This window comes from Actinophytocola sp., from assembly GCF_035712165.1.
Taxonomy (GTDB): domain Bacteria; phylum Actinomycetota; class Actinomycetes; order Mycobacteriales; family Pseudonocardiaceae; genus DASYTH01.
In genome coordinates this window covers 1-25,763 of sequence record NZ_DASTBH010000147.1, presented here as the reverse complement: position 1 = coordinate 25,763, position 25,763 = coordinate 1, and the positions used below count along the sequence as shown (strand labels likewise).

Here is a 25,763-nt window from a genome sequence, read left to right as displayed (position 1 = left end):
AATATTGCCATTACCACTTCGCCGGGTCGCCACCGCCGCCCGTTGCGGTAAATTAATCGAGCAGGTTCCCGAGCACAGGGAGATTTGTCATGGCGAACGGCGCCGCCCGACCTGTGGCCATCATTGTCGCGGCGATATTCCTGCTTGTCGGAATTCTCGGATTCATTCCGGCGGTCACCACCGACCACGCCGGGATGACATTTGCCGGGCCGGAGTCGACGGCCATGTTGCTCGGCGTTTTCCATGTTTCGGTGCTGCACAACATCGTGCACCTGCTGTTCGGCATCGCGGGTCTGCTGCTCGCCCGCACCGCGTCCGGGGCCACCGGGTTCCTGGTCGGCGGCGGCGTTGTCTACCTGCTGCTGTGGGTCTACGGCCTGATCATCAACCTGGACAGCGGGGCCAACTTCGTGCCGGTCAACACCGCCGACAACTGGTTGCACCTGACCCTCGGTGTGGTCATGGTCGCGGCGGGCGTGGTGCTGCGCCGGGCGCCGGCCCGGGTCACCAACTAGCTGGCCGTCTGCTGCGAACCGGCCGGAGTGGACATCGTCGCCAGCGCATCGGCCAGCACGGACCAGACCGGGATCGACCGGGTCAGGCCGGTCACCGCGAGCGGGCGCAGCACGACCTGGTTGGACGCGACCACCCGCAGTTCGCTGTGCTCGCCGGCCAGCTGACCTGCCCTGACCAGCGCCGAAAGCCCGGCCGACCCGATGAACCGCACCTCGCTGAGATCGATGACCAGCAACCGGGGCAGCGCGCGCATCGTCCGCGCGATCCACTCGTCGAGCAGGGGCACGGTCAGCATGTCGATCTCGCCGGCCACCGACAGCACCGCGGTCTCGGCGTCCGGGTGCCGGACCCGGACGGACAACCCGTCCGCGGCGGCGACCTCGGCGGTGTCGCCATGGACGGAGTTTGCGTAGCCGGCCAGCCGCCGGGCCAGGTCGTCGACGTCGTCGGCCCGCCGCAGCCGCGGCGGGGTGACCGGGCCGGGGTCGGCGCCGGCCATGATCCGGGCAGCGAACTGCGCCACGACCCGGGGCGCGGGCAGGACGTCGTTACCGAGGTAGGCCAGCACCAGCAGGTCCTCGCCGCTGTGCGACTCCACGGCCAGCGCCCAGCCGTACTCCTCGTCCCACAACAGCGCCACGTCCCGGCCCGGGTACCGCGCCATCCGGTCCTGCAACGGCAGGTAGACGGTCGCGGCCGGGCGCTCCACCTGCACGTACCAGCCCTCGCCCGCCAACCCGAGGGCGTCGGCCACCAGCCGGACGTATCGGTGCAGCCCACGCGCGGGGATGGCTTCGAACTCCAGGTCCATTCCGCTCTCCACTCTCCGGCGCCAGGCGAAACATCCAATGCTTGACGCCGCACCGATCCTAGCGGGAACTGTCCCCCACCCCGGACGGCTCCCGCTCAATTCACCCGACCAGCCCAACAGCCGGGGAGGCATATTCATTCCGCACGATTACCCGTGTCGGAGCGTGGGCATTTCCGCCCGATCGGGCGAAAAATATAAATACAATCGGGCGGGGCTGTGGCGCGGTCGTGTCGCGTGATCGACACGGAGTGTTCCGGTGGTAACCCGTTCGGGCCTAGTTGGCCCGGGGAGGGTGATCGACGCGCACCGGGCCTCCGACCGTGCGGCTGACCACCCCTGGCCCCGGCGCGGCCCGGCGGCCCGCGACCCACGCCGGAGGGTGATCATTCGGGCATATTTTCGCCATTAACATTTGCCATTTGCAGGCGCCTGTGGCGGGCATTTCCGGCACGCCGTACGTAGGGTTGGCGCAGCGTCGATCCTCGTCTAACGTGGCCCTTCGCCGGTCGCATCGGCTCCGAACCGCTGCCGCCCGACACGCGTAGAACCATCACGAAACGTGGCCCAGCGAGACGAGCCACAGCGACATCGAAAGGGGACAAGCCTGATGCGACGCAGCCGATTAGTCGGAGCTGCCGCCACGGTCCTCCTCCTACCACTCATCCAGGTCCTGCCGGCGGCTCCGGCGTCGGGCGCGGCCCCCGGCGCCACGACCGCCAAGAGCGACGTGCGCGAGTTGACCCGCAAGGACTTCACGCTCGACGGCAAGCCGGTGGCGACCCCGCAGCGGTACCAGCCGAAGGCAACCACCCAGCGCCAGGCGAAGGTCGCCGCGGCCACCCCGCCGGTCGGCACGGTCCGGGGCTGGCTCGGCCTGGACGACTTCAACGGCGTGCTGTACCGCAAGGACTACACGCTGCGCGCGGTCGGCACGAACATCGAGGTCTGGGTCGCCAACGACACCGCCTTCCCGGCCGGTGACTGCCGCACGCAGATCCCGAACACGACCACGGTCACCGACGCTCAGGCGGCCGACCTGGCCAACGAGTTCGACAACAACATGTACCCCAAGGAAGTGGCGACGTTCAGCCGGCCGCCGGACCGGGACGGCTCCAACGCGCTGATCTCGGGCGACTTCACCGGTGACGGCAACAAGACCGTCGCGCTGGTCGACAACGTCCGGGACGACAACTTCTACACGTTCCCGGCCGCGCCGACCTACATCGCGGGCTTCTTCTCCGCACAGTTCAACGAGTTGACCGACCGCAACATCATGACGGTCGACGCGTTCGACTGGGCGCACCGCACCGGGGTCAACCCGGCGAACGAGCCGACCGACGACCTGTGCACCAGCCGGCCGGCCCGCCCGCGGCTGTACGAGGGCACCTTCGCCCACGAGTGGCAGCACCTGCTGCACTACTACACCGACCCGTTCGAGGGGAACTGGATCAACGAGGGTCTGTCCGACTTCGCCCAGACCCTGGTCGGTTACGTGGACGGCACCCGGACCGTGTTCGACCGCGGCGCCGACAGCCACCTGTACTGCTTCCAGGGCTTCGGCACCGTGCAGACCCCGTTCAACACCAACCCGCGGGACTGCGGCGGTCCGGAGAACTCGCTCAACCTGTGGGGCGAGGGCACGCCGAACGAGGTGCTGGCCGACTACGGCAACGCCTACTCGCTGATGCTGTTCCTGTTCGACCGGTACGGCACCGACTTCATGTCGCGGCTGCACCAGGACGGCGAGCGGCAGGGTCTGGCGAGCCTGGACGCGGCGCTGGAGGCCGAGGGCGTCTCGGACATGTACAAGGTGCTGCACGACTACCAGTCCATGGTGCTGCTGGACAAGCCGATCGGTGACGCCCGGCACGGCCTCGTGCTCGGCGTGCCGAAGTCCCGCGTCACCACGCCCAGCCTGCGCTCGACGATCAACCAGGCCAACCCGCAGATCAACAACAACCCGGGCGCGGGCCCGAACGGCGCGGACTTCGTGCCGTTGCAGGCCGCGAACGGGACCGTGCTGAAGGGCAAGGACCTGCGGTCGCTGTCCTTCCAGGGCGCGGCGACGCTGCCGCCGAAGCCGCTGGAGTGGACGATCGTGTCCAACGACCCGGACCGCAACGGCAACCCGGTGCTGTGGTCGGGCAACGACAGCAACACCGACGCCACCGCGGTGGCTCGGGTGGCCGTGCCGGCCACCGACCCGACGCTGCGCTTCCAGGCGAAGTACGGCGCCGAGTTCGGGTTCGACTACGGCTACGTGATGGTGTCCACCGACGGTGGGGCGACCTACACGTTCATCGCGGGCGACAAGACGGTGGACGCGCCGCTCGGCCCGGGCCTCAACGGCACCACCGAGGGCTTCGAGCCGCACAGCTACGACCTGTCCGCCTACGCCGGGCAGAACATCCTGCTGGGCATCCGCTACGTCAGTGACGGCGGGGTCAACGAGGGTGGTCTGCTGGTCGACGACATCACCGTCGGCGGCACGGCGGTCAGCGACGGCTCGACGCTGGACGTGTTCGACTCGCCCACCGAGATCCACCCGGTCGAGGTGAACAACTGGAACGTCAAGCTGATCGGTCTGGACGAGAACCACGCGGTCGCCCTCCAACTGGAGAGCGACGGCCGGGGCTCGATCCGGCTCAACCGGCTCCAGTTGCTGGTGTTCGCCCTGTTCCCGAAGGTCATCGCCGTGGTCGCCTACGACGAGCCGACCGAGCAGGTCAACCAGTACGCGCCGTACACGCTGACCGTGAACGGCGTGGTCCAGCCGGGAGGGGCGCCAAGCACCTCCTGACCCGACACACCCGGCGAGTGCCCCCGACGCGAGCGCGTCGGGGGCACTCCCTTTTTCCTGGTGGCAGCGTGCAAATTCCCGGCCGGATGTTGAACCGCCGGCCGGCCGGTTCCGTGTGTCCGCCATGGACACGGCACTGTGGATCGGCGCCGCGGCGCTGGTCGTGCTGCTCGCAATCCTGGTCGCCTGGCGATTACGCCGCGCGGCGCGCACGATGCGCCGCATCCTCGACGAGGAGTTGACTGGCGGACATGACGAGTGACGGCCGGATCGAGACGGCCAGAGCATGGTGCGACCGGGCGGTGTTCGGCGGCGAGGACGACGCGCTGGACGCCGCGGCCCGGGAACTGGACGCGGTCGAGGCCGACCTCGCGTTGCTGCGCGGCCAGGTCGCACATGCGCGGTTCCAGCGTGACCAGGTGGTCCGGGAGACCGAACTGGAGCTGTTCGAACGGGCGGCGCGGCTCTACCGGGGGCTCGGCGACGCGCGCGGCGAGGCCGAGGCGCTGTTCTGGGCGGGCTGCTACCACCAGACCGTCCGGTCCGACCACACCACCGCCGGGCCGCTGTTCGACCGTTGCCTCGAGCTCGCCGGCGACAACCGGACCCGGTCCTACGCGCTGCGCCACCTCGGCATCGCCGAGCACGCTGCCGGGCGGCTGGACGCGGCGCGCGAGCGGCTGACCGAGTCGACCCGGCTGCGCCGGGAGATCGGTTTCCCGGCCGGGGTCGCGGCGAACCTGGTCGGCCTGGCCTACCTCGCCCTGGCCGGCGGCGAGGCCGCGCACGCCCGGGAACTGCTCGACGAGGCCGGGGAGCTTGCCGGGCAGAGCGGCGCCGCGGCGGTGCTGCGAACGGTTGAGCAAGCCCGCACGCAGCTGCCCCCGGGCGCACCGCATACGGTGGCGGGGAGCAGCTTTCCACGGGAGGACACCTCATGACGGCACAGATCGGCGTCACCGGACTCGCGGTGATGGGCCGCAACCTGGCCCGCAACCTCGCCCGGCACGGCTACGCGGTGGCCCTGCACAACCGCACCGCCGCCCGCACCCGGTCGCTGATCGCCGAGCACGGCGACGAGGGCACGTTCGTGCCGACCGAGTCGCTCGCGGACTTCGTCGCCGCGCTGGAGCGGCCGCGCCGAGTGGTGATCATGGTCCAGGCCGGGGCGCCGACCGACGCCGTGATCGAGGAGCTGGTGCCGTTACTGGACACCGGCGACATCGTGATCGACTGCGGCAACGCGCACTTCGCCGACACCCGGCGTCGCGAGGCCGCGCTGCGCGAGCACGGCCTGCACTTCGTCGGGGCCGGCGTGTCCGGCGGCGAGGAGGGCGCGCTGCTCGGCCCGAGCATCATGCCCGGCGGCTCGGCCGAGTCCTACGCCACGCTCGGCCCGATGTTCGAGGAGATCGCGGCGAAGGTGGACGGCACGCCGTGCTGCACCCACATCGGCCCGGACGGCGCCGGGCACTTCGTCAAGATGGTGCACAACGGCATCGAGTACGCCGACATGCAGCTCATCGCCGAGGCCTACCACCTGCTGCGGGACGGGCTGAAGGCCGAGCCCGCCGAGCTGGCCGCGATCTTCGCCGAGTGGAACAGCGGCGACCTGGAGTCGTTCCTGATCGAGATCACCGCGGAGGTGCTCGGCCACACCGACGCGGTGACCGGGGGCCCGTTCGTCGACATCGTGCTGGACCAGGCCGAGCAGAAGGGCACCGGCCGCTGGACCGTGCAGAGCGCGCTGGACCTCGGCGTCCCGGTCACCGGGATCGCCGAGGCGACCTTCGCCCGGGCGCTCTCGGCGCACCCCGAGCAGCGCGCGGCCGCCCGGGCGGCGCTGCCCGGGCCGAGCTCGGCGGTGCCGCTGGCCGACCGGGACACCTTCGTCGACGACGTGCGCAAGGCGCTGTACGCGTCGAAGGTGGTGGCCTACGCGCAGGGTTACGACCAGATGGCCGCGGCCAGTGCCGAGTACGGCTGGAACATCGACCTCGGCTCGACCGCCACGATCTGGCGCGGCGGCTGCATCATCCGGGCCCGGTTCCTGGACCGCATCCGCGAGGCCTACGCCAACGACCCGAACCTGCCGAGCCTGCTGGTCGACCCGTACTTCCGGGACGCGGTGGCCGACGGTCAGGACGCCTGGCGCCGGGTGGTCGCGCACGCGGCCCAGGCCGGCATCCCCACTCCGGCGTTCTCCTCCTCGCTCGCCTACTACGACGGCCTGCGCTCGGACCGGCTGCCGGCCGCGCTGATCCAGGGGCTGCGCGACTTCTTCGGCGCGCACACCTACCGGCGCACGGACCGGGAGGGCAGCTTCCACACGATGTGGGGCGCCGACCGCCGGGAGGTCTCCTCCTGATCAGGTCCCGCCGCTGACCATGATCACCTGGCCGGTGATGCCGGTGTTGGCGGCTGAGGCGAGGTAGACCACGGGGCCGGCGACCTCGTCGGCGTCCAGCAGCCGGCCGAGGGCGGCCTGGGAGCTGTACTGCTCGCCGGCGGCGTCGGTGATCGCGGCGTTGGTGTCGGTGCGGGTGAGGCCGGGCTGGACCACGTTGGACAGGATGTCGCCGGCCCGGCCCAGGCTGAACGCGGCCGAGCGGCTGAAGCCGTGCAGCGCCGCCTTGGCCGCGCCGTAGTACTCGCCGCCCGGCATCCCGTCGGTGGCGATGCTGGAGGAGATGTGCACCAGCCGGCCCCAGCGGCGCTCGCGCATGACCGGGGTGACCGCCCGGGACAACCGCAGCGCGCCTTCGATGTTGGCCCGGAGCATGGCCGGCCACTCCTCGTCCGGCACCTGATCGAAGGTCCGCTCCTGGTCCGGGTCGGTGCTGCCCCACACCACCGCGTTGTTCACCAGCACGTCGATCCGGCCGGTCCAGTCCAGCGTCGCCCGGACCACCGCCGCCGTGGACGGCGGGTCGGCCAGGTCGTGCCTGACCACCAGCGCGCGGCCGCCGATCTCCTTGGCGACCCGCTCGGCGTCCTGCTCGGCGCGGTGATAGGTGAGCACCACGTTGGCGCCCTCGTCGCCGAACCCGCGCGCGATGGCCCGGCCCAGGCCCCCGGATGCCCCGGTCACGATGACGGTGCGCCCGTCAAGTCCCATGTCCATGGCGCCGACGCTGCCCGAGCCGGCGGCGCTCAACCAGGCCGCGCCGAGACTGGCCCTGCCAGGGCCACCCTTGCCCGCGCAGCGCGCCGGTAGGTTGAAACCGTGGCCGACAACGAGTTAGGGGTGTTCCTGCGCTCCCGCCGCGACGCGCTCGCGCCCGGCGAGGTCGGGCTGGCCGCCGGTGCCCGGCGCCGGGCGCCGGGGCTGCGCCGCACCGAGTTGGCCACGCTCGCCGGGATCAGCGTGGAGTACCTGACCCGGCTCGAACAGGGCCGGGACCGGCACCCGTCGGTGCAGGTGCTCGGTGCCCTGGCCGACGCCCTGCGGCTGTCCACCGAGGAGCGCATCCACCTGCGCCGGCTGGCCAAGGCGGCCGGCGGCGGGCCGGGGCTGTGCCCGGCCATGGCGGCCGCCCGCGAGGTGCGGCCCACCGTGCGCGCGCTGCTGGACCGCCTCGAACCGACCCCCGCCCATCTGCTCAACCGCCTGGGCGACATCCTGGCCCACACCACCGGATACGCCGCTCTGGCCGGCCCGCTGGGCATCCTGGACGCCCCCGAGCCCAACTTCCTCTACTACTTCTTCACCGATCCGCGCGCCCGGCAGGCCTACCCCGACTGGGACCGCATCGCCGACGAACTGGTCGGCCAGCTGCGCATCGAGTCCACTGTGGACGATCCGCACCTCGCCGAGCTGACCGACGAGCTGACCGTCGCGGCCGGCGCCCCGTTCACCGACCGATGGGCCACGGGCACCGTGCTACCCGCCCGCACCGGCATCGACCGGGTCCGCCACCCCACCGCCGGCCTGCTCCGCCTCGCCTACGAGACCCTCGATCTTCCCGACCTGCAACGGATCGTCGTCCATCTCCCCGCGGACGACCCCACCGCAACGGCGCTGGCCTCACTCACCCACACCGGGCGGCTGCGGGCTATTACATAGTGTCCCGCGCCGGAAATTCGGTGCCTGAGTCCGGTGATCCAGGTGGCAGATTTCCGGCGCGGGACACTTAGGTCAGGCCGTGTTCGCGGGCGGCGACCACGGCGTCGCGGCGGTTGTTGACGCCGAGTTTGACGTAGATCGCGCGGACGTGGGTCTTGACGGTGTTGACGGAGACGGACAGCTCGGCGGCGATCTCCGTCAGGGAGCGGGCCGAGGACAGTCGCAACAGGACGGTCTGCTGCTGGCTGGTGAGGCTGCCGTGGATGGGAGTGGCCTGGACGGGGGCGAGCACGGCGCGGACGTGGTCGGCGAAGGACCCGGCCGTGCCGAACCCGCCGGCCTGTTCGACCAGCAGCCGCCACACCGAGGTGTCGGTCGCGGCGAACGGGCGGATCAGCATGTGCGGTTCGGCGAGGGCGAGCGCGGCGGCCAGCGCGCGACGCGCGGTGGTGCGCTGGTTCGACCTCAGCGCGGCCGCGGTGCGCAGCAGCTGCGCGTGGATCGGGGTGGTGGCCAGCAGCACCGGCTGGATCGCGTCGAGCACCGCCGGGTCGGCCTGGTTCCACGCGGCCATCAGGGTCAGCTCGGCGCAGCCGTCCAGCCGCTCCCGCGCCCAGGCCAGCGTCTCGCGGGCCTCGGTCTCCAGCCCGACCAACGCCTCCGCCTGGTACTCGATGGTCGCCACGGCCGCGACCAGCCCGTCGGACAGGGCGCGGTCCGACAACTGCCGGCGGGCCTGGCGCATCAGCCGCAACCCGGTCTGCCGGTGCCCGATGTCGAACTGGGCGGCGCCGTCCAGGAACTGGGCGACCGCGCGGATCTCCGGCCGCGTCGCGGCGGACCGGGCCAGCGCGCTGTGCTGCCGGCACGCGTCCGGTTCGAACTGGGTCAGGCTGGCGAAGGCCAGCAGCAGGTGCGCCTCGGCCTGCCACGGCGCCTGCTGCCAGCCGTACTTCTCGGCGATCGCGGCGGCCTCGGCGCACGCGGCACGCATCGCCGAGTAGTCCTGGTCCAACGCTCGGGCGGAGCCCAGCGCAGCCAGCGCCTGCATGACCAGGTAGCGCAGCCCGTCGTGCCGGGCCCCGCGCAGCGCCTCGTCGAACTCCGCGACGGCGCCGTCCCGGTCGCCGTCCCGCAACCGCCGCCACCCGGCCGCCAGACGGTCCCAGACCGCCCCGTCGTCCGGGTCGCCGGCCGGCGGCCCGGCCGGCCAGTTCCCGGTGACCAGCGCCAGCTGACCCTCGACCAGCCGGAGCAGCCCGGGCTCGGCGTCCGGGGCGTCCCGAACCCGGTCCAGCTCCGCGGTGGCCGCCGCCGTGTCCCCGATCTGAAAGTGCTGCAGCGCCGAGACCAACGTCAGCCGGGTGTCGACGGCGTCGGAGTCCAGCGCGGCCAGCGCGGTCCGGAACGGCCGGTGCTGCCCGGCGAGCACCATCGTCAGCGCGTGCCGGTGCAGCAGGTCGTGCGTGGTGACCTCGCCGCCGGTCTGCGCGGCGTGTTCGAGCGCCTCGGGAATCCGCTGATGCGCGGCGAACCAGCGGCTGGCCAGCGAATGCAGCACGATGCTGTGCTCGGGCTGGCGCCGGAGCAGGTCGGCCCGCAGGTAGCCGCGCAGCAGGGCCTGCATGCGGTAGGTGGCCTCGTGGCCGACCTGGACCACCAGGGAGGTCTCCCGGTCCAGTTCTTCCAGCATGGCCGCGGCGTCGGGCCGGCCGGACAGTGCGGCGGCCAGGGAGGCCGGCACCTCGTCACAGATGCTGATCACCCGCAGCAGGTCGGCCTTCTCCTCGGCCAGCTGGCCGATCACCTCGTCGAGCAGGTAGTCGGCCACGGTGCGGTCGTCGCCGGCGAACCCGGCCAGGAACGGGTCCGGGTTCTCGGCGTGCCGCAGCGACAGCGCGGCCCAGCGCAACGCCGCCGGCCAGCCGTCGGTGTGCGTCACCAGCCGGGCCACCCGGTCCGCGGTGAGCTCGACCCCCGCGGCGCGGAGCAGCCGGGCGGCGTCGTCGACGGAGAACCGCAGGTCCTCCGCCCGGATGTCGGTCAGCCCGCCCTGCAGCCGGGCCCGGGCCAGCGGCAGCGCCAGGTGACCCCGGGCGACGAGCACCAGCCGGACCCCGCTGAGCTGGTGCCGGATGAGCGTGGCCAACCCGTGCAGCAGGGTCTCGTCGGTGAGCTCGTGCGCGTTGTCCAGCACCAGCCGGACCGGGGTGGGCAGCATGTCCAGCGCGTCCACCAGTTCGGCGAGGAAGGCCGGGTCGTCCGCCGCCGGGGTGAGCCGGCGCAGCGGGCTGGCCCTCGGCACGGCCGCGCACTCGGACAGCGCCAGCAGCACGGCCGCCCAGAACCGCTCCGGGTCGTTGTCGTCGTGGTCCAGCGACACCCAGGCGGTGTCCGGCCCCGCGGTGTCGGCCAGCACCGCCGTCTTGCCGTAGCCCGCCGGGGCGTTGATCACCGTGAGCGGGCCTTCGGTCGCGTTGCCGATCAGCTCGCGCAGCGCGGTCCGAACGACGAACCCGGGGGGAACGCCGGGCACGGTGATCTTGGTATGGGGGATGCGCGACGCCGGAACCCGGCGCCGGTTGGGAACCTCTCGCCGATGGGGGACTCGCGTCACCCTCATGGGTCCTGGCCAGGACCGGTCAGCGTGACGTCCTCGTCGAGCAGCCCGCCACGCCGGGCCGCGGCCACGGCGTCGCGGCGGGTGCCGACGCCGAGCTTGCCGTACAGGGTGCGGATGTGGGTCTTGACCGTGTTCGTGGACAGGGTCAGGTCCTCGGCGATCTCGTCCAGCGAACGCACCGTGGGCAGCAGTTCCAGCACGGTGCGCTCCCGATCGGTCAGCGCCACCGGTCCGGGCCGCGCCTGAAGCGTGCTGCGGGTCGCGCTGACGGTCGCGGTGTACCGGCCGCGCGGGAACTTGGCGGCGATCTCGGCGGGGGCGAACACCAGCGGGTAGAGCACGTCGAACGACTCGGCCAGCGCCACCGCCCGGCCCAGCGCCCGCCGGGTCTGGGTCTCCTCCTCGGCCGCCAGCGAGATCTGCGCCTCCAGCAGCCATGCCTCGATCGGCGACCAGGCCAGCGCCGGACGCACGGTGCCGTCGAGCACCGGCCGGAGCAGGTCCCGGGCCAGCCGGCGCCGGCCGAACAGCAACCGGGACCGGGCCCGCATGATCAGCACCTCGGCGGAGTCCGGAATGGCCTGCTGGGTCCAGATCACCACCTCGCGGCTGGCGTCGCCGTAGCCGAGCAGGCTCGCGGCCCGGTGCTCGAGCATCGCGGCCAGCGCCACGTGCTCACCGGACAGCACGGCCGGGTCGGCGGCCAGCCGGGCGTCGGCCAGCGCCCGCAGCCCCGCCGCCCGGGCGCCGTTGTCGAACAGCGCGGCTCCGGTGAGGGTGCCGACCAGCAGCCGCACGCCGGGATCGGCCGGCTGCACGCCCTCCTCGATCAGATGCGCCGCCCGCCCGGCCTGGCGCAGGCACTCGTCCGGATCGGCGTGCAGCAACGCGCCGTAGGCCAGCAGCGTCGCCGCGGTCGTGGTGGTCTCCTTCCACGACCGCTGCCCGATCAGCGTGTCGGTCTCCCGGGCCAGCCCGACCATGGCCAGGTAGTCGCCCCGGGCCGAGGCCAGCCCGCCGAGCATGATCAGGCACCGGGCCATCAGGTAGTCGTAGCCGTGCGCACGGGCCGCCGCGAGCGCCGCGCGCAGCGCCGCCTCGTCGTGCGGGGCCGGGCGCAGCAGCTGCGCCATGATCTCCAGCTCCGGCGTCGGGTCCTCGGGCCAGGCCGCGTCGGCGTGCGCGAGCATCGACCGCGCGGTGTCCGGTTCGCCGGCCTCGAGATGCAGTTGGGCGGACAGCAGCGCGAGCCCCGGGTCGTCGGCGACCGTCGGCTCGCCGAGCCCCACCATCGCCCGGTGCACCACGCTGTGCTCGCCGGTCAGCACCAGGGCCGGGCCGCGCGAGCGGACCAGCACGGTCAGGTGCGACGGGTCCTCGGCGTCGATGGCGTGTGCGAGGGCGGCCGCGGGCAGCCGCTGGGCGTCGAGCCAGTCGGCGGCCCGGCGGTGCAGCACCGGGACCAGGTCCGGGGAGCGGCGCCGCAGGTCGGCCTGCAGGTGGGCGCGGAGCAGGGTGTGCACCCGGTACCACCGCCGGCCGGCGGCGACGCTGATCACCATGGAGGTCTGGTGTTCGAGGGTGTCGAGCAGCTCACCCGCGTCCTCCCGGCCGGACAGCGCGGTGGCCAGCGACGCGGACACCCGGTCGCACACGCTGATCGCCCGGAGGAAGTCCTGGGTGTCCTCGGGCAGCCGGGACAGAATCTCGTCGATCAGGAAGTCGGCGACCGCGCGGTCGTTGCCGGCGAAGTCCTTGACGAACCCGTCCAGGTCGTCGACCTCGGCCAGGGACAGCGCCGCCAGCCGCACGCCGGCGGCCCAGCCGTCGGTGTGCGCGACCAGCGTGCTCACCTGCCGCGACTCGATGCTCACGCCCGCGGCCCGCAGCAGCGCGCTGGCCTCTTCGACGGAGAACCTCAGGTCGGCCGCCCGAAGCTCGCGCAGTTCGCCGGACAGCCGCAGCCGGGCCAGCGGCAGCGGCGGGTCCCGGCGGGTTGAGAGCACGAGTCGTAACCCGGCGGGCTGGTTGCGCAGCAGGGTCTCGATGCCGTGCAGCGGATCGGGGTCGACCAGTTCGTGCAGGTCGTCCAGGACGAGCCGAACAGGGGTCCGAAGAGCTTCCAGTCCATCCACGATTTCGGCAAGAAAGTCAGGATTTCGACTGGGATTTTCCGGAATTTTCATCGAGCGCAACCTGCTGTCCGCCGGCACCGCGGCACAGCCGGCCAGCGCCTCCAGCACGCTCGACCAGAACCTGTTGTCGTCGTTGTCGTCGCTGTCCAGCGAGACCCATGCGGTGTCACCGGTGTCCGGACGGCGCACCCACTCGGCGAGCAGCAGCGTCTTGCCGGAGCCGGCAGGCGCGCAGACCAGCGTGGCGGCGACGCGGCCAGGCCGGTCAAGAGCGGCGAGCAGGCGCGGCCGGGACACCAGGCGGGTGGGCAGCCGCGGCACCGCGACCTTCACCCGCGACACCCGCGGGCGGGGCAGCGGTGGTGGTTCAGACGCCCGTTGCCGCGGTACCCGTGCCGCGGCAACAAGTTTCAGCCCCGGCACGCGCGTAGGCGAGACCCGGGGAGCCGGCACGCGATTCGACGGTGGTTTCGCCATCGCCTTCCTCGCCTCGTTCGCGTCGGAACGCTTCGGTTGATTGATCACCCATACTTGCACTTCTCCCCCCGTACGTCACTTCGCCCGTTCCGGTGTATTTCGCCTGGAACGGGGGAGGTAACCAATCGATTACGGAGCGATCGTCAGTACTGACGCGGCACCAACGAGGTAACTGCGGCGGCGAGGAGTGACACCGTGGTGCGGTCCAACTACGAGTTGCGCGTGTCCGGCCGGCTGTCCGAACGCGCCACCTGTGCGGTCGGTGAATTCGCAGGTCTGACGGTCCGTCCTGGGCCGGCGGAGACCACCATCCACGCGGTGGTGATCGACGAGGCGCAGTTGCACGGACTGCTGGCCCTGCTCGAGTCCCACGGGCTGCGGATCTGCTCGATGCGGCGGGTCGACGGGGCGGGTGAGGCCGGATCGGGACCCGCCAGCCCGGCCTCACCCGTGGCGAGTGAGGAACCCGGCTCGTGCGGTGGAGCAGGATCAGGGGTTGACGCGCACGTCCGAGGGGGCCACATGATCGAATCCGATGACCGGGCCGAACCCCGGACCCCCGCCAAGGGCTAGGCACATGCCCCCCGAGCGCCCCGCGGGCATCGTCACCCGGATGCTCGTGGCGGTGATCGACGCCGGGGTGATCGGTCTGGTCGCGGGCTCGCTCTATCTCGGGGTGTCGGGCCTGGTCTTCATGCTGCGGCCGGGGTCGTTCGCCTGGCCGCAGCCGGACCTGATCATCACGTTGCCGCTGCTGTTCGCGCTCACCACGATCTATCTCACCCTCGGCTGGGCCACCACCGGGCGCAGCTACGGGGCCGGGCTGATCGGCGTGCGGGTGCTGTCCAACCGGCGCGAGCTGCTCGGCTGGTCCCGGGCAGCCGTGCGCGCCGTCCTGTGCGCGGTGTTTCCGTTCGGGTTGCTCTGGGCGGCGGTCAGCCCGCACCGCCGTTCGGTGCAGGACGCGTTGCTGCGTTCGACCGTGATCTACGACTGGCGCCGGGACGGCGGCGCGGCGGTCACCGCCGTTCCCGAACAGGTGGCCAGCACCGATGTGGATCTCACCCCGAAGGGGTGACTCTGCCCGTCGGAGGCCTAATTACGGTTGCCGGGCATGAGCAGCGGCCCGGCGGTCGGCCAGGACAGCGTGCCGCCGGTGAGCGTGCTGCCGCGCGGGCTGATCATCCTGCAGGGCCTGTCCGCGGCGGTGATCACCGCCGCCGGCATCTATCTGATGGCCTGGCTGATCGCCCCGGTGTTCCTGTCGCTGGTCATCGTCGTGTGTGTGAGCCCGGTGCAGGGTTGGCTGCGCCGGCACGGCGTGCGGCACTGGCTGGCCACCGCGGCGCTGGTGCTGTCGATCTACGGGCTGCTGGTCGTGCTCGGCGTGGTGCTGGTGATCGGCATCGGGCAGCTCACCTCGCTGCTGCCGCAGTACGCCGAGGCGGCGCATGACCTGGTCGACTCGATCACCGGGACGCTGGCCCGGTTCGGGGTCGCGCCGGAGGAGCTGCAGACGATGGCCGGGGCGTTCGACCCGGCACAACTGACCGACCTGCTCGGCTCGATGCTCGCCGAGTTGGGCAACGCCGTCAGCAACACCGTGCTGGTGCTGTGCCTGCTGCTGTTCATCAGCCTGGAGTCCCGCTATGCCGGGGCCCGGATAGCGCGGATCGCGGCCGAGCGGCCGCAGATCGCGGTGGCACTGCGCGAGTTCGCCTGGAGCACCCGCCGGTACATGGTCGTCACCACGGTGTTCGGGGTGCTCACCGGGATCATCGACGGGACGCTGCTGGCGCTGCTCGGGGTGCCGCTGCCGGTGCTGTGGGGGCTGCTGGCCTTCATCACCAACTACATCCCGAACGTCGGCTTCATCTTCGGGCTGGTGCCGCCGGCCCTGCTCGCGCTGCTGGACGGCGGGTGGGGACTGATGCTCGCGGTGACCGCGGTCTACATCGTGATCAACTTCGTGATCGAGTCGCTGGTCCAGCCCCGGTTCCTCGGCGGCGCCGTCGGGCTGTCCAGCACGGTCACGTTCGTGACGCTGCTGTTCTGGGCGTGGGTGCTCGGCCCGGTCGGCGCCATCCTGGCGATCCCGCTCACCCTGCTCGGCAAGGCGCTGCTGGTCGACGTCGACCCGCGGGCGGGCTGGCTGCGGGCGCTGATCGGACCCCGGACCATCCGGCCGGCGCCGGCGGAGACCGGGTGAACCGCCGCCGGATCCGGCCGGTGAAGCGCCAGGTCGACCGGTTCCTCACCGAGCCGGCGACCATCCGCCGGGCCATGGCGGTGATCATCTCGGCGATGACCGTCACGGTCGTCGCCGGCGGCCTGCTGGTCTGGATCTTCGACCCGAAGGACTATCCCCACTTCGGGCTGGGCATGTGGTGGGCCCTGCAGACGGTGACCACGGTGGGATACGGCGACGTCACGCCCACCACGCCGCTGGGCCGGGTGGTCGGTGCCGTGATCATGCTCGAGGCGGTGGCGTTCATGTCGGTGTTCACCGCGCTGATCGCCACCAGCTTCGTCGAGCGGGCCCGGGCTGAGCACGCGGCACTGGATCCGGAGCTGAGCCGGCTGGCGGAGATCGCCGACCGGCTGGAGCGGATCGAGCGCGTGCTGGGCATCCAGGACGAGGACGACCCGGAACGCTAGCGGTGTTTCATCAGGCGCGCGCAGCTGGTCGCTTTGATCGGAGCACTTTCGAAACAGGGCCCTAGACCGTGACCAACGGCCGCGGGTCGGGGTCGCCGATGATCGCGCGCACGTCGTCGAGGGGCAGGCAGCATTCGGCGGCGAGGCGGTCGATCCCGATCCCGGACCGGGCGGCGACCTCGCCCGCGGTGGCCAGCAGGGCGGGCCGCTCCGGCTGGTCGAGCGGGTAGGGCTCGGTGCGCCGGCCGTACCGGCGGTTCATGACCATGACCGCCCGGCGGTAGGCCGCGTCGCTGATGACCTCCAGGGTCCGCGCGCGGTAGAGCAGCGCCGCGATCGACACGCCCCACTCCTGCTTGAGCCGGGCGTAGGCGCCGAGGTCGAACCGGCGGGGCAGCACCCGCGCCATGTGTGCCCGGGGCATCAGCAGTTCCGCGGCGAAACCGTGCGCCTGCTGCTCCTGCTCGCCGCCGGGGTCCGCGTCCGGGTGGCACACCAGATGGCCGAGCTCGTGCGCGGCGTCGAACCGGCTGCGCGCGGCGTCGCCCTTGTCACTGCCCAGGATCACCACCGGCCGGGCGCCCTGGAAGTGGCTGAACGCGTCGATTCCCTTGTCCGCCACGGCCAGCCGGGCGACCAGGATGCCGTGCACCTCGAGCTGGCGGACCAGATGGCCGACCGGGCCGTCCGGCAGCCGCCACACCGAGCGCAGCTCCTCGGCGGCATCGGCCAGCTCGTCGCGCCCGGCGTCGGGGGCGAGCGAACGCATCGGCAGCACCGGATCGGGCAGCCGCACATGCCGTTCGAGCACCTCGGCCACGTCGAGCACCAGCTCCGACCAGGCCCACGCGGAGGCCCGGCCGGCCCGGCCGGTGGAGCGCAGGCTGCGGAAGTGGGTGCCGTCCAGCCCCCGGGCCGAGACCGGGCGCCGGTTGAACACGAAGAACCCGGCGGAGACGCCGGTGGCGATGGCCAGCCGGGCCAGCACGGCGGGCGTCGGCCGGGTGCGGCCGATCTCGTACTGCGAGATCGCCGCATGGCTCACGTCGACGCGGTCGGCGACCTCCCGGACGGTGAGACCGGCGCGAAACCGCGCCAGCCGAAGCCGTTCCCCGGAGAACCCCGCCGCGGCCTCCTCAGCCCTCATCGGCGCGGACGGCCGGATGGACCAGCAGGTCGAACTCGGGCAGCGGCTGGTCGACATATCCGACGCCGGTGCGGGCCCTCGGGATCGCGATCTCCCGAGCGGCGCCCGCGGACTCGTCGACCCGCAGCAGCACCGACCATTCCAGCTTGTCCCCGCCGGCATAGACCAGGCGGCCGATGTGCACGGCGGTCAGCCCGGACTCCGGCGTGCCGCTCCACACCAGGTGCACCACGGCGGGTTCGGGCATGCCGTCGAAGGTGAGCTGGCCGGCGTTGCTGGCGGCGGCCCGGCGCCGGGCCGGGGAGGAGTCGGCGTCGAAGGCGGCGGGGTCGGACAGGTCGGTGCCCCGGGCGACCGCGAAGTGCAGCTCGACGCCATCGCGCGCGCCGACCAGCCCGGCGCCCCGGCGGGAGACGCGGAAACCGTGCTCGGACAGCACTTCCGCGGCCAGCTCGGTGCCCCGGTGATAGCGGTCGGTGCCGAAGGTGAACCCGTTGGACCCCGGATCGTTGTGGTGCGCCTGCGCCACCCGATGAGCCTCGCGCCCACAGCTGACCAGCTTGCTGATCAGCTCATCCTCAAGATCAACCGTAACTCCGATCCGCACCGGCCAAGGTTAGCCCAACGTCGCGTCCGGAGCCGGTTTGTCAAGCGGCGTGTCGCGTAACGGGAGCGGGTGGGCCGGTCACGGGCGCGGGGACCGGCCCACCCGCCTTATTTCAGGAGGGTCCAGCAGTGCTCAGCAGGTCGGCTCGCCCGCCTGGGCCGGGACGCTCACCGCGTTCCAGGCCGCCCGCGTGGCGTTGAACTGGGTGCAGCTGTTGGGGAACAGCGCCCTGGCCGCCTGCAGGGTGGCCACCCGGGCCCGGGCATGGGTCCAGGCCGAAACCTTACGCAGCAGGCCGTTGTAGAAGATCTGCGCGGCCGCCTGGACGCCGATGCCGGTGACCGTCGAGCCGTTGCAGGTCGGGCTCGGCGGGTTGGCGTTGGAACCCTTGGCCAGCAGGTAGAACCAGTGGTTCTGCGGGCCGGCCGCGGCGTGCACCTCGGTGTTCGGAATGGCCGAGCTGAAGCAGTTCGGGTGGTTGCGCAGCGACGGGTTGTACATGAACCGGATCGGGCCGTTGCCAACGAGGTTGACCTCTTCGCCGACCTGGAAGTCCGGCGGGTCGTTGGGGTTGTTGGCGAAGTCCTCGGTCACGGCGCCGAAGATGTCGCCGGTGGACTCGTTGAGCCCGCCCTTCTCGTTGCCGCCGCCGCCGGAACCGCCCGGAGTGAACTGGAAGACGCCGTGCCCGAACTCGTGCGCCACGACGTCGATCGGGACCACCTGGCGCTGGCCGTCGGAGGACCGGCCGAACGTCGCCGAGCTACCGTTCCAGAACGCGTTGGCCTGGGTCAGACCCACGCGCGCCGGGAAACCCTGGCCCGCGGTGCTGATCCCGGTGCGGCCCAACCAGGTGCGCATCATGTCCCACATGCGCTGCGTGCCGTAGAGCGCGTCCACGCAGGCCGTTTCCAGGTTGGTGCCGGACCCGTTGCCCCAGTTGTCATCGGGCCCGGTGAAGGTCGTACCGGAGGTGTTCGTGCACCGCACGCCGGGACGGGTGGGGTCGATCATGGAGAACGACGTGGCGCTGTTCCTGGTGGTGTTGATGGTCACCGTGCCGTAGTAGAAGCCGTTGCCGGTGCCGGCGTGCACGTCGTCCCAGCTGTCCAGCACGGCGCCGGAGGCGGCGTCGACGAAGACGTGCAGGTTGCTCGGCGCGTTCTCGGCGGTCAGACCGGAAACCACGACCTCGTAGGCAAGCGCCTGCTTGCCGGCGAGGACCACCAGCCGGGCGCTGGCCACACTGTCTACTGTGGACAGCTGCTTGCTGGCGATGGCCACCGCCGCGTCCTTCGACAGCTTCGGGGTGGTGTCCAGCGCGATCGGCGTGGTGTCCGCGGTCACCGTGTCGTGCAGGTTGCCCTTGGCGTCGGTGACGACCACGGCGTCCCCGCCCACGACCTCGAGGCCGCGGTAGGTCCGCGCGTAGGCCGCGTAGTACAGCCCACCGCCGCCGGGAGTCAGGCTGGTCCGGACGAAGTCCTGGTCGACACCCTTGGCCAGGCCGGTGCCCTGGTCGGCAACCTGGTCGGCGGCCTGCCCGGCCACCACGTCCGGAGCCGGCTGGGCCGCCGCCTGGGCGGTCCGCAGCGGTACCACCACCGCCAGGGCGAGACCGGCCGCCGCGACCAGGCTCACTCGTATCCCTCGCTTGTGATTCATCTACAGGGTTTCCTTTCGAAGGCGTACGCCAACGCCCCCGAGAACAGGGAAAGGGACGCTGGCCGCCGCGAATTAGGCGCATTCCGAGTGAAGAACCAACCGGGCTAAAGGTCAATGCCACGATCGGCCCAGTCGAATAACTGTGAACCGCTATCCGGTCAAATTTCCGGAAACGTACCTAGGAAATACCCCTAGGTGGCCCGGGACTATCCTTGCGTGGCATGGAGTGGAGTTCGTCGGTGCGGATCGAGGCCCCGCCGCCCGTGGTGTGGCAGGTGATGACCGAGGTCGAGGCCTGGCCGGAGTGGACGGCGTCGGTCCGCTCCATCGTCCGGCTCGACCCGGGACCGCTGCATGTGGGCCAGCGGCTGCGCATCAGCCAGCCCCGGCTGCCCACCACGGTGTGGCGGTTGACCGAACTGTCCGAGAAATCCGAGTTCGTCTGGACCGCCGGCGGCCCGGGCGCCCGAACAACCGCGCGGCACCGGGTCGAACCGGACGGCACCGGCAGCCGGGTCACCCTCACCCTGACCCAGCGCGGCCCACTCGGAGTGCTGGTCGGAAAATTGACCAATGGGCTGACCCGACGCTACCTGGAAATGGAATCCGGCGGGCTGAAGAAGCGCAGCGAGGAACGAGCCGCGCGGGAGCCGGGCTGAGGGTCCTGCTCACCGGCGCGTCCGGCAACATCGGCTCGCACGTGCTGCCCTGGCTGCGGCGGCGCGGCCACTCCGTGCGCCCGTTCGCCCTGCCCGGCGACGACATCACCGACCCGGCCGCGGTGACCCGCGCGGTCGCCGGCGTCGACGCGGTGCTGCACCTCGCCGCGATGATCCCGCCGGAGGCCGACGAGCGGCCGGACCGGGCCCGCGCGGTGAACGTGGACGGCACGGCCAACGTGATCGCCGCCTGCCGGGCGCGACCGGAACCGCCCCGCCTGCTGTTCACCTCCACCTTCGACGTGCACGGCCGCACGCTGCACCGCGATCCGCCGCGGCGGGTGGACGACCCACTGGTGGCCACCGACCCGTACACCGCACACAAGATCGAGGGCGAGCGGCTGGTCCGGGACAGCGGGTTGACCTGGACGATCTTCCGGCTGACCGACGTGCCGGTGCTCGGCGCCCGGCCGCCGCACCCGATCATGTTCGAGATCGGCCTGGACAACCGGATCGAGGCACTGCACGCCGACGACGCCGGCCTGGCCATCGCGACCGCCCTGGAGACACCCGAGGTGTGGGGCCGGGTGCTGTTCCTCGGCGGCGGGGTGACCTGCCAGGTCACCTACCGCGAGTACCTCACCCGGCTGCTCGCCGCCATGGGCATCGATCCGTTGCCGGACGGCGCTTTCAGCGATGCCGAGTACGTCACCGACTGGGTGGACAGCACCGAGAGCGAGGCCCTGCTGCGCTACCAGCGGCACACCTTCGACGACATCGCCCGGGCGGTCGCGGCCGGCCTCGGCTGGCGGCGGTGGCTCGCGTCGATCGCCAAACCCCTTGCGCGGCAACGCATCCTGCGACTGTCGCCGTACTACCGGAGTTCCTGATGTGGTCGATGGTGGTCGGCGGCTCGGACGGCATCGGCGCCGCGTTCGCCGAGGAGCTCGCCGCGCGCGGCGACGACCTGGTGCTGGTGGCCCGGCGGCCGCAACCGCTGGACGAACTGGCCGCCCGGCTGCGCGCCGGCTACCGGGTGCGGGTTCGCTGCCTGTACCTGGACGCGGCCACCCCGGACGCGATCGCGCAGCTCGCGGCCGTGCCCGAGGACATCGGCCTGCTGGTGTGCAACGCCGCGCTCGCGCCGGTCGGGCCGTTCCTCGCGCTCACCGCCGAACAACTCGACGCCATGCTGGACCTCAACTGCCGGTCCGCGGCCCATCTCGCGCACGCCTTCGGCGCGCGGCTGGCCGCCCGCGGCCGGGGCGGCATCGTGCTGCTCGGCTCGCTGGCCGGCGAGCAGGGTTCGGCCCTGGTCGCCCACTACGCGGCGACCAAGGCCTACCTGCGGGTGCTGGCCGAGGGACTGTGGGACGAACTGCGCCCGCACGGGGTCGACGTGCTGGCCAGTTGTCCCGGTCTGGTCAGCACGCCGACGTTCGCCCGGACCGGCGCGCGGCCGGCCCGCCTGGTGCCGCCGCCGATCGACGCGCGCACGGTGGCCCGCGAGACCCTCGCCGCAGTCGGCCGGCGGCCGGTGGTCATTCCGGGCCGGCGGAACCGTTGGGTCGCGGCAGCGGCGCGACTGGTGCCGCGGCGCCGTCGGATAATGCTGGCTTCGGCCCGTGTCGCCACGATGTATTCGACGCGATCTCGTCGTAGGGCTCCGGCGGACGGAGCCGGCGGGTGAGCGCGTTGCCCGCGCCGACCAGCGCGGCGCCGATGCGCTGCCGGCGCCGGGACGGCGGTGAGCCGTCGGCGTGCGGCTGCTGGCAGTGGTGGCCGATCAGCGCGGCGTAGATGGTCACGGTCTGCGCGACCGTGGCGAAGTCCAACGTGCTGATCGCCGCGTCGGCGAGGCCGAACGGCAGGGAGAGGGGGAGCAGGCCGCGGGCGTACTCCACCGCCCAGACCCCGTTGGTGAAGTTCATGCCCCGGGCCTGGCCCGGCCCGACGTAGACCCGGTCGCCCGGCTTGTACACCCGCCGTTCGAACTGGCCCTCGCCGTAGTACCACATCTCGCCGTCGAGCACGGTGTCCCAGAACCCGACCGCGTGCCGGCCGGAATGCCCCTCCGACCCGATCGGCGTCCCCCAGATCATCACGTATTCGAATGCCGAGGCGTAATACACCTTCATCTGGATCATCGCGCCGCCGGCGTTGCTGAATATCCAGGGCTGTGAGCGATCGAGCCGGTCCGGGTACGACACGGCCATCGCGTCGGCAAAGGCGTCGAACATCGCCGGCTTGGGCTTGCCGAGCCCCGTCATCGCACAGTCGTGGATGACGCCGGGATCGAAGACGTACTCCATCCCGACATTCTGGCCCGACGAACGGCCCTTGACTGCTCCCCATGTTGGAGAAGGGTTGGCGAATACCAACCCCTGCGAGCCTGGGAGGCGCGTGATGCGGCGACGATGGTGGGTAGCGGCAACCGCCGCGCTACTGCTGTCCACGGTGGCGGCGGCGATCGAGGCCCCCGCGGCCGGTGCCACGGCCGGTCCGGTCAGCCTGGCGGCCGGGGAGACCGGCCTGGTGCGGCTGCGGTTGCCGAACGAGGCGATGGCCGACGCGCTGATCGCGGCGGGCGCGGACGTCGCCGCCCGGTCCCGTGCCGGCGGCGAGGTGCTGATGGACCTGGTGCTGACCGACCGGCAGCTGGCCGAACTGACCGCGCGCGGCGCCGAGCCGGTGCAACTGATCGCGCGAGAACAGGACGGCTCGGCCAACTACACGGCCAGCGTGCAGGCCGCCCAGGCGCGCCGGCAGGCCGGCGTCGGCAAGACGGGCCGCGCCCCGGACGGCACCGGGATCACCGCGGACACCCTGCAGTTCCTGTCCGCCTACTGGTGGACCAGCAACGGCCAGACCTTCCTGCAGACCCAGGTGGCCACCACGGCGATCAACGACCCGGCCGTGGAGATCACGGTGACCTGGCGGACCGCCGACGGAACGACCGGTTCCTACCCGCTGCAACGGTTCTCCGACGCCGGCGAGTACCAGTACCACGTCGCGCTGCCGCAACCGCTGCCCGCCCGGCCGACGCAGGTGAGCGCCGCGTCCAGCCTCGGCGGCAGCACCCGGGTGGTCACCCCGGCGCTGTGGCCCGGCACCACTCCCCCGGCCCCGCCCGCCGGCTACCAGAAGGACTTCATCGACGCCTACCTGACGCCGATCGACATCCGGGCCCGGATCGCCCGGCTGGCCCGGCAGTTCCCGAACCTGGTCGATGTGATCAACCTGCCGAACCCGACCCAGGGCTACCGGCGTACCGCGACCGCCTACCTCGGCGACCCGGCCACCGCCGCGATCGTGGTCGAGTCGGTCCGGTTCGGCGACCAGGGCCCGAACGGGATCCAGGTGCGCAGCGTCAACCCCGGCACGCCGAACCGGCCGCTGTCGGCGCAGTTGCGCGACCGGGTGCTGACCATCTCCCTGGCCACCGACGCCACCGGCGCGGCGATCAGCACCACCGACCAGGTGGCGGCCTTCATCTCGGCCCGCTACCCGCAGCAGTTCCAGTCCTTCGTGGAGAACGGGTCCGCCGGGCAGGTCATGCCCGTGGCCGGACCGGCGCGGCTCAGCGACGGGCTGCAGGCGCCGGCCGGTGTCCCGCACCGGCCGTGGACCGTGCAGGCGCTGCGGATCGGCGTGCACCGGGACGGCTCTCGGATCGGCGTGCTGACCTACTCCCAGGAACACGCCCGGGAATGGGCCACCCCGCTGGTCACCCTGGAGTTCGCCGAACGACTGCTGGCCAACTACGCCACCGATGCGGAGACCCGGACGCTGCTGGAGAACGTGGACGTGTTCGTGCTGCCGACGGTCAACCCGGACGGCGCGAACTACTCGTTCAACGACTTCAACTTCCAGCGCAAGAACCTGGTCAACCACTGCGCCGGCGCGCTGCGTGACCCGGCGCTGCGCGACTCGTGGGGCGTCGACGTCAACCGCAACTACACCGTCGGATCGCTGTTCGACGGGTACTTCGGGGCGAGCACGAACTGCCTGTCCGGCACCTACGCCGGCACCGCGGAGATGTCCGAGGCGGAGAGCTCCAACGTGATCGCGCTGGCCCGGGCACACGCCAACATCAAGTTCGCGATGAACGTGCACAGCTACGGCGGGTACTTCATGTGGCCGCCCGGGGCGTACGTGGCCGAGGGCCGGATCCCCCTGCCGCGACCGCCGATCGAGGAGGCGGCCCTGTTCCAGGCCAGCGCCAAGCGGATCGTCGGGGCCATCGCGGCCAGCCGGGGCACCGTGACCTGGCCGTCGCAGACCGGCCCGGTGGCCGACGTGCTGTACTCCGCGGCCGGCAACTCCGCCGACCAGCTGTACTACGAGAACGGCATCTTCGCCTGGGACTTCGAGATCGGCGCGGACCGGTGGAACCCGGCCGCGCAGCGGTTCGAGGGCGTCGGCTTCCAGCCGCCGTTCGGTGAGGCGCACGCCGAGTCGCAGGAGTTCGCCGACGGTCTGCTCGAACTGCTCCGGGTGGCCCGGGACTACGTCGGCTGACCCGAGGTTGCCGGCCCGGCTCGCACTCGCCCGCCGGGCCGGCAATCATGGTGGTATGGGATCAGACGGCGAGTTCAGCCGGGACATGCGGTACATCAACAGCCGGATCACCGCCGACGGCGGGGACGGCTATCCGGTCGAGCCCGGGCGGTACCGGCTGGTGGTGAGCCGGGCCTGCCCGTGGGCCAACCGCGCGATCATCGTGCGGCGGCTGCTCGGGCTGGAGGACGCGCTGTCGATGGGCGTGGCCGGGCCGACGCACGACGAGCGCAGCTGGACCTTCGACCTCGACCCCGGCGGCCGGGACCCGGTGCTGGGCATCGAACGGTTGCAGGACGCGTACTTCGCCCGGTTCCCCGGCTACGAAAAGGGAATCACCGTTCCGGCGATCGTCGACGTGCCGACCGGGCAGGTGGTCACCAACGACTTCGACCAGATCACCGTCGACCTGTCGCTGGAATGGTCCGAGCTGCACCGGCCGGGCGCGCCCGCGCTGTACCCGCCGGAACTGCGCGCCGAGATCGACTCGGTGAACGAGCTGGTGTTCGCCGACGTCAACAACGGCGTGTACCGGGCCGGGTTCGCCAGCAGCCAGTCGGCCTACGAGGAGGCCTACCACCGCCTGTTCACCCGCCTGGACTGGCTCTCCGAGCGCCTGGCGACCCAGCGCTACCTGGTCGGCGACACCATCACCGAGGCGGACGTCCGCCTGTTCACCACCCTGGTCCGGTTCGACGCGGTGTACCACAACCACTTCAAGTGCAACCGCAACAAGCTCACCGAGCTACCGGTGCTGTGGGCCTACGCCCGCGACCTGTACCAAACCCCCGGCTTCGGCGACACCATCGACTTCGACCACATCAAGCGGCACTACTACGAGGTGCACCGCAACATCAACCCCACCGGCATCGTCCCCGCCGGTCCAGACCTGTCAGGTTGGCTCACCCCCCACCACCGCGAGTCCCTCGGCGGCCACCCCTTCGGCCAGGGCACCCCACCCGCCCCACCCCCACCCCCCGAAACCGTCCCCCCCACCCACGCCCCGTAACCCCCCGCGAGTCCCCACTTCCAGCCCGGC

Annotated in this window: 22 protein-coding genes and 1 pseudogene; 15 read left to right on the top strand and 8 right to left on the bottom strand. The window is 71.8% G+C overall.

All coding sequences use genetic code 11. The features are described from left to right. Window positions 1-89 precede the first annotated feature (89 nt). A complete protein-coding gene (locus tag VFO68_RS08270) occupies window positions 90-515 on the top strand; it encodes a DUF4383 domain-containing protein (RefSeq protein ID WP_325157588.1) in 426 nt (141 codons plus the stop codon). Here the strand turns inward: VFO68_RS08270 and VFO68_RS08265 are convergent. After that, window positions 512-1,327 (bottom strand): DUF6292 family protein, encoded by an 816-nt coding sequence (locus VFO68_RS08265; protein ID WP_325157587.1) that lies wholly within the window; start codon window positions 1,325-1,327, stop codon window positions 512-514. The genes VFO68_RS08270 and VFO68_RS08265 overlap by 4 nt on opposite strands. A 607-nt stretch (window positions 1,328-1,934) precedes the next feature. On the opposite strand from VFO68_RS08265, the gene VFO68_RS08260 reads away from it, so the two are divergent. From VFO68_RS08260 to gndA, 4 genes are all read left to right on the top strand, one after another. Next, complete coding sequence (locus tag VFO68_RS08260) at window positions 1,935-4,127, top strand: choice-of-anchor J domain-containing protein (RefSeq protein WP_325157586.1); 2,193 nt, start codon at window positions 1,935-1,937, stop codon at window positions 4,125-4,127. A gap of 124 nt (window positions 4,128-4,251) precedes the next feature. Continuing rightward, window positions 4,252-4,389, top strand: a complete 138-nt coding sequence (locus VFO68_RS08255) for a hypothetical protein (protein WP_325157585.1) — start codon at window positions 4,252-4,254, stop codon at window positions 4,387-4,389. Beyond that, the gene (locus tag VFO68_RS08250) at window positions 4,379-5,068 is read left to right on the top strand and encodes a hypothetical protein (RefSeq protein WP_325157584.1); all 690 of its coding nucleotides are present in this window, start codon (window positions 4,379-4,381) and stop codon (window positions 5,066-5,068) included. The genes VFO68_RS08255 and VFO68_RS08250 overlap by 11 nt, the downstream gene beginning before the upstream one ends. Further along, complete coding sequence (gndA, locus tag VFO68_RS08245; RefSeq protein ID WP_325157583.1) at window positions 5,065-6,495, top strand: NADP-dependent phosphogluconate dehydrogenase; 1,431 nt, start codon at window positions 5,065-5,067, stop codon at window positions 6,493-6,495. The genes VFO68_RS08250 and gndA overlap by 4 nt, the downstream gene beginning before the upstream one ends. Here gndA and VFO68_RS08240 read toward each other — a convergent pair whose 3' ends face one another. Next, window positions 6,496-7,251, bottom strand: coding sequence for an SDR family NAD(P)-dependent oxidoreductase (locus VFO68_RS08240; RefSeq protein ID WP_325157582.1), 756 nt, complete (start codon window positions 7,249-7,251; stop codon window positions 6,496-6,498). It abuts the gene before it with no gap. A gap of 102 nt (window positions 7,252-7,353) precedes the next feature. On the opposite strand from VFO68_RS08240, the gene VFO68_RS08235 reads away from it, so the two are divergent. Continuing rightward, a complete protein-coding gene (locus tag VFO68_RS08235) occupies window positions 7,354-8,193 on the top strand; it encodes a helix-turn-helix transcriptional regulator (protein WP_325157581.1) in 840 nt (279 codons plus the stop codon). A gap of 67 nt (window positions 8,194-8,260) precedes the next feature. On the opposite strand, the gene VFO68_RS08230 is transcribed toward VFO68_RS08235, so the two are convergent. Both VFO68_RS08230 and VFO68_RS08225 read right to left on the bottom strand, forming a co-directional pair. After that, window positions 8,261-10,729 (bottom strand): helix-turn-helix transcriptional regulator, encoded by a 2,469-nt coding sequence (locus VFO68_RS08230; RefSeq protein WP_325157580.1) that lies wholly within the window; start codon window positions 10,727-10,729, stop codon window positions 8,261-8,263. Between the two features lie 83 nt (window positions 10,730-10,812). Beyond that, complete coding sequence (locus VFO68_RS08225; protein WP_325157579.1) at window positions 10,813-13,284, bottom strand: LuxR C-terminal-related transcriptional regulator; 2,472 nt, start codon at window positions 13,282-13,284, stop codon at window positions 10,813-10,815. Between the two features lie 339 nt (window positions 13,285-13,623). Between VFO68_RS08225 and VFO68_RS08220 the strand changes: the two genes are divergently transcribed. From VFO68_RS08220 to VFO68_RS08205, 4 genes are read left to right on the top strand one after another with little or no spacing between them, the layout of a single operon-like run. After that, window positions 13,624-14,001, top strand: a complete 378-nt coding sequence (locus VFO68_RS08220) for a hypothetical protein (RefSeq protein WP_325157578.1) — start codon at window positions 13,624-13,626, stop codon at window positions 13,999-14,001. Between the two features lie 4 nt (window positions 14,002-14,005). Then, the gene (locus VFO68_RS08215; RefSeq protein ID WP_325157577.1) at window positions 14,006-14,506 is read left to right on the top strand and encodes an RDD family protein; all 501 of its coding nucleotides are present in this window, start codon (window positions 14,006-14,008) and stop codon (window positions 14,504-14,506) included. Window positions 14,507-14,542: 36 nt separating this feature from the next. Continuing rightward, window positions 14,543-15,637, top strand: coding sequence for an AI-2E family transporter (locus tag VFO68_RS08210; RefSeq protein ID WP_325157576.1), 1,095 nt, complete (start codon window positions 14,543-14,545; stop codon window positions 15,635-15,637). Continuing rightward, complete coding sequence (locus VFO68_RS08205; protein WP_325157575.1) at window positions 15,634-16,086, top strand: potassium channel family protein; 453 nt, start codon at window positions 15,634-15,636, stop codon at window positions 16,084-16,086. Before VFO68_RS08210 ends, VFO68_RS08205 begins: the two co-directional genes overlap by 4 nt. Window positions 16,087-16,147: 61 nt before the next feature. Here VFO68_RS08205 and VFO68_RS08200 read toward each other — a convergent pair whose 3' ends face one another. The 3 genes from VFO68_RS08200 to VFO68_RS08190 form a co-directional block, all read right to left on the bottom strand. Next, window positions 16,148-17,233, bottom strand: coding sequence for an XRE family transcriptional regulator (locus VFO68_RS08200; RefSeq protein ID WP_325157574.1), 1,086 nt, complete (start codon window positions 17,231-17,233; stop codon window positions 16,148-16,150). Next, window positions 17,223-17,840, bottom strand: a complete 618-nt coding sequence (locus tag VFO68_RS08195; RefSeq protein ID WP_325157573.1) for a hypothetical protein — start codon at window positions 17,838-17,840, stop codon at window positions 17,223-17,225. The genes VFO68_RS08200 and VFO68_RS08195 overlap by 11 nt, the downstream gene beginning before the upstream one ends. Before the next feature lie 132 nt (window positions 17,841-17,972). Further along, window positions 17,973-19,505: a M4 family metallopeptidase gene (locus tag VFO68_RS08190; RefSeq protein WP_325157572.1), complete on the bottom strand. Its 1,533-nt coding sequence runs from the start codon at window positions 19,503-19,505 to the stop codon at window positions 17,973-17,975. Window positions 19,506-19,726: 221 nt separating this feature from the next. Between VFO68_RS08190 and VFO68_RS08185 the strand changes: the two genes are divergently transcribed. From VFO68_RS08185 to VFO68_RS08175, 3 genes and pseudogenes are all read left to right on the top strand, one after another. Beyond that, window positions 19,727-20,164, top strand: coding sequence for an SRPBCC family protein (locus VFO68_RS08185; RefSeq protein WP_325157571.1), 438 nt, complete (start codon window positions 19,727-19,729; stop codon window positions 20,162-20,164). Beyond that, on the top strand, window positions 20,071-21,054 hold the full coding sequence (locus VFO68_RS08180; protein WP_325157603.1) for an NAD(P)-dependent oxidoreductase: 984 nt from the start codon (window positions 20,071-20,073) through the stop codon (window positions 21,052-21,054). The genes VFO68_RS08185 and VFO68_RS08180 overlap by 94 nt, the downstream gene beginning before the upstream one ends. Next, window positions 21,054-21,602, top strand: a pseudogene (locus VFO68_RS08175) (SDR family NAD(P)-dependent oxidoreductase); the annotation flags it as partial. The gene VFO68_RS08180 and the pseudogene VFO68_RS08175, both read left to right, overlap by 1 nt. 103 nt (window positions 21,603-21,705) lie before the next feature. Here the strand turns inward: VFO68_RS08175 and VFO68_RS08170 are convergent. After that, the gene (locus VFO68_RS08170) at window positions 21,706-22,476 is read right to left on the bottom strand and encodes a hypothetical protein (RefSeq protein ID WP_325157570.1); all 771 of its coding nucleotides are present in this window, start codon (window positions 22,474-22,476) and stop codon (window positions 21,706-21,708) included. A 94-nt stretch (window positions 22,477-22,570) separates the two neighbouring features. Here VFO68_RS08170 and VFO68_RS08165 point away from each other — a divergent pair, with 94 nt between their 5' ends. Next, a complete protein-coding gene (locus tag VFO68_RS08165; protein WP_325157569.1) occupies window positions 22,571-24,685 on the top strand; it encodes a M14 family zinc carboxypeptidase in 2,115 nt (704 codons plus the stop codon). A gap of 55 nt (window positions 24,686-24,740) precedes the next feature. Beyond that, window positions 24,741-25,733, top strand: coding sequence for a glutathione S-transferase family protein (locus tag VFO68_RS08160; RefSeq protein WP_325157568.1), 993 nt, complete (start codon window positions 24,741-24,743; stop codon window positions 25,731-25,733). The last annotated feature ends 30 nt before the right edge of the window (window positions 25,734-25,763 follow it).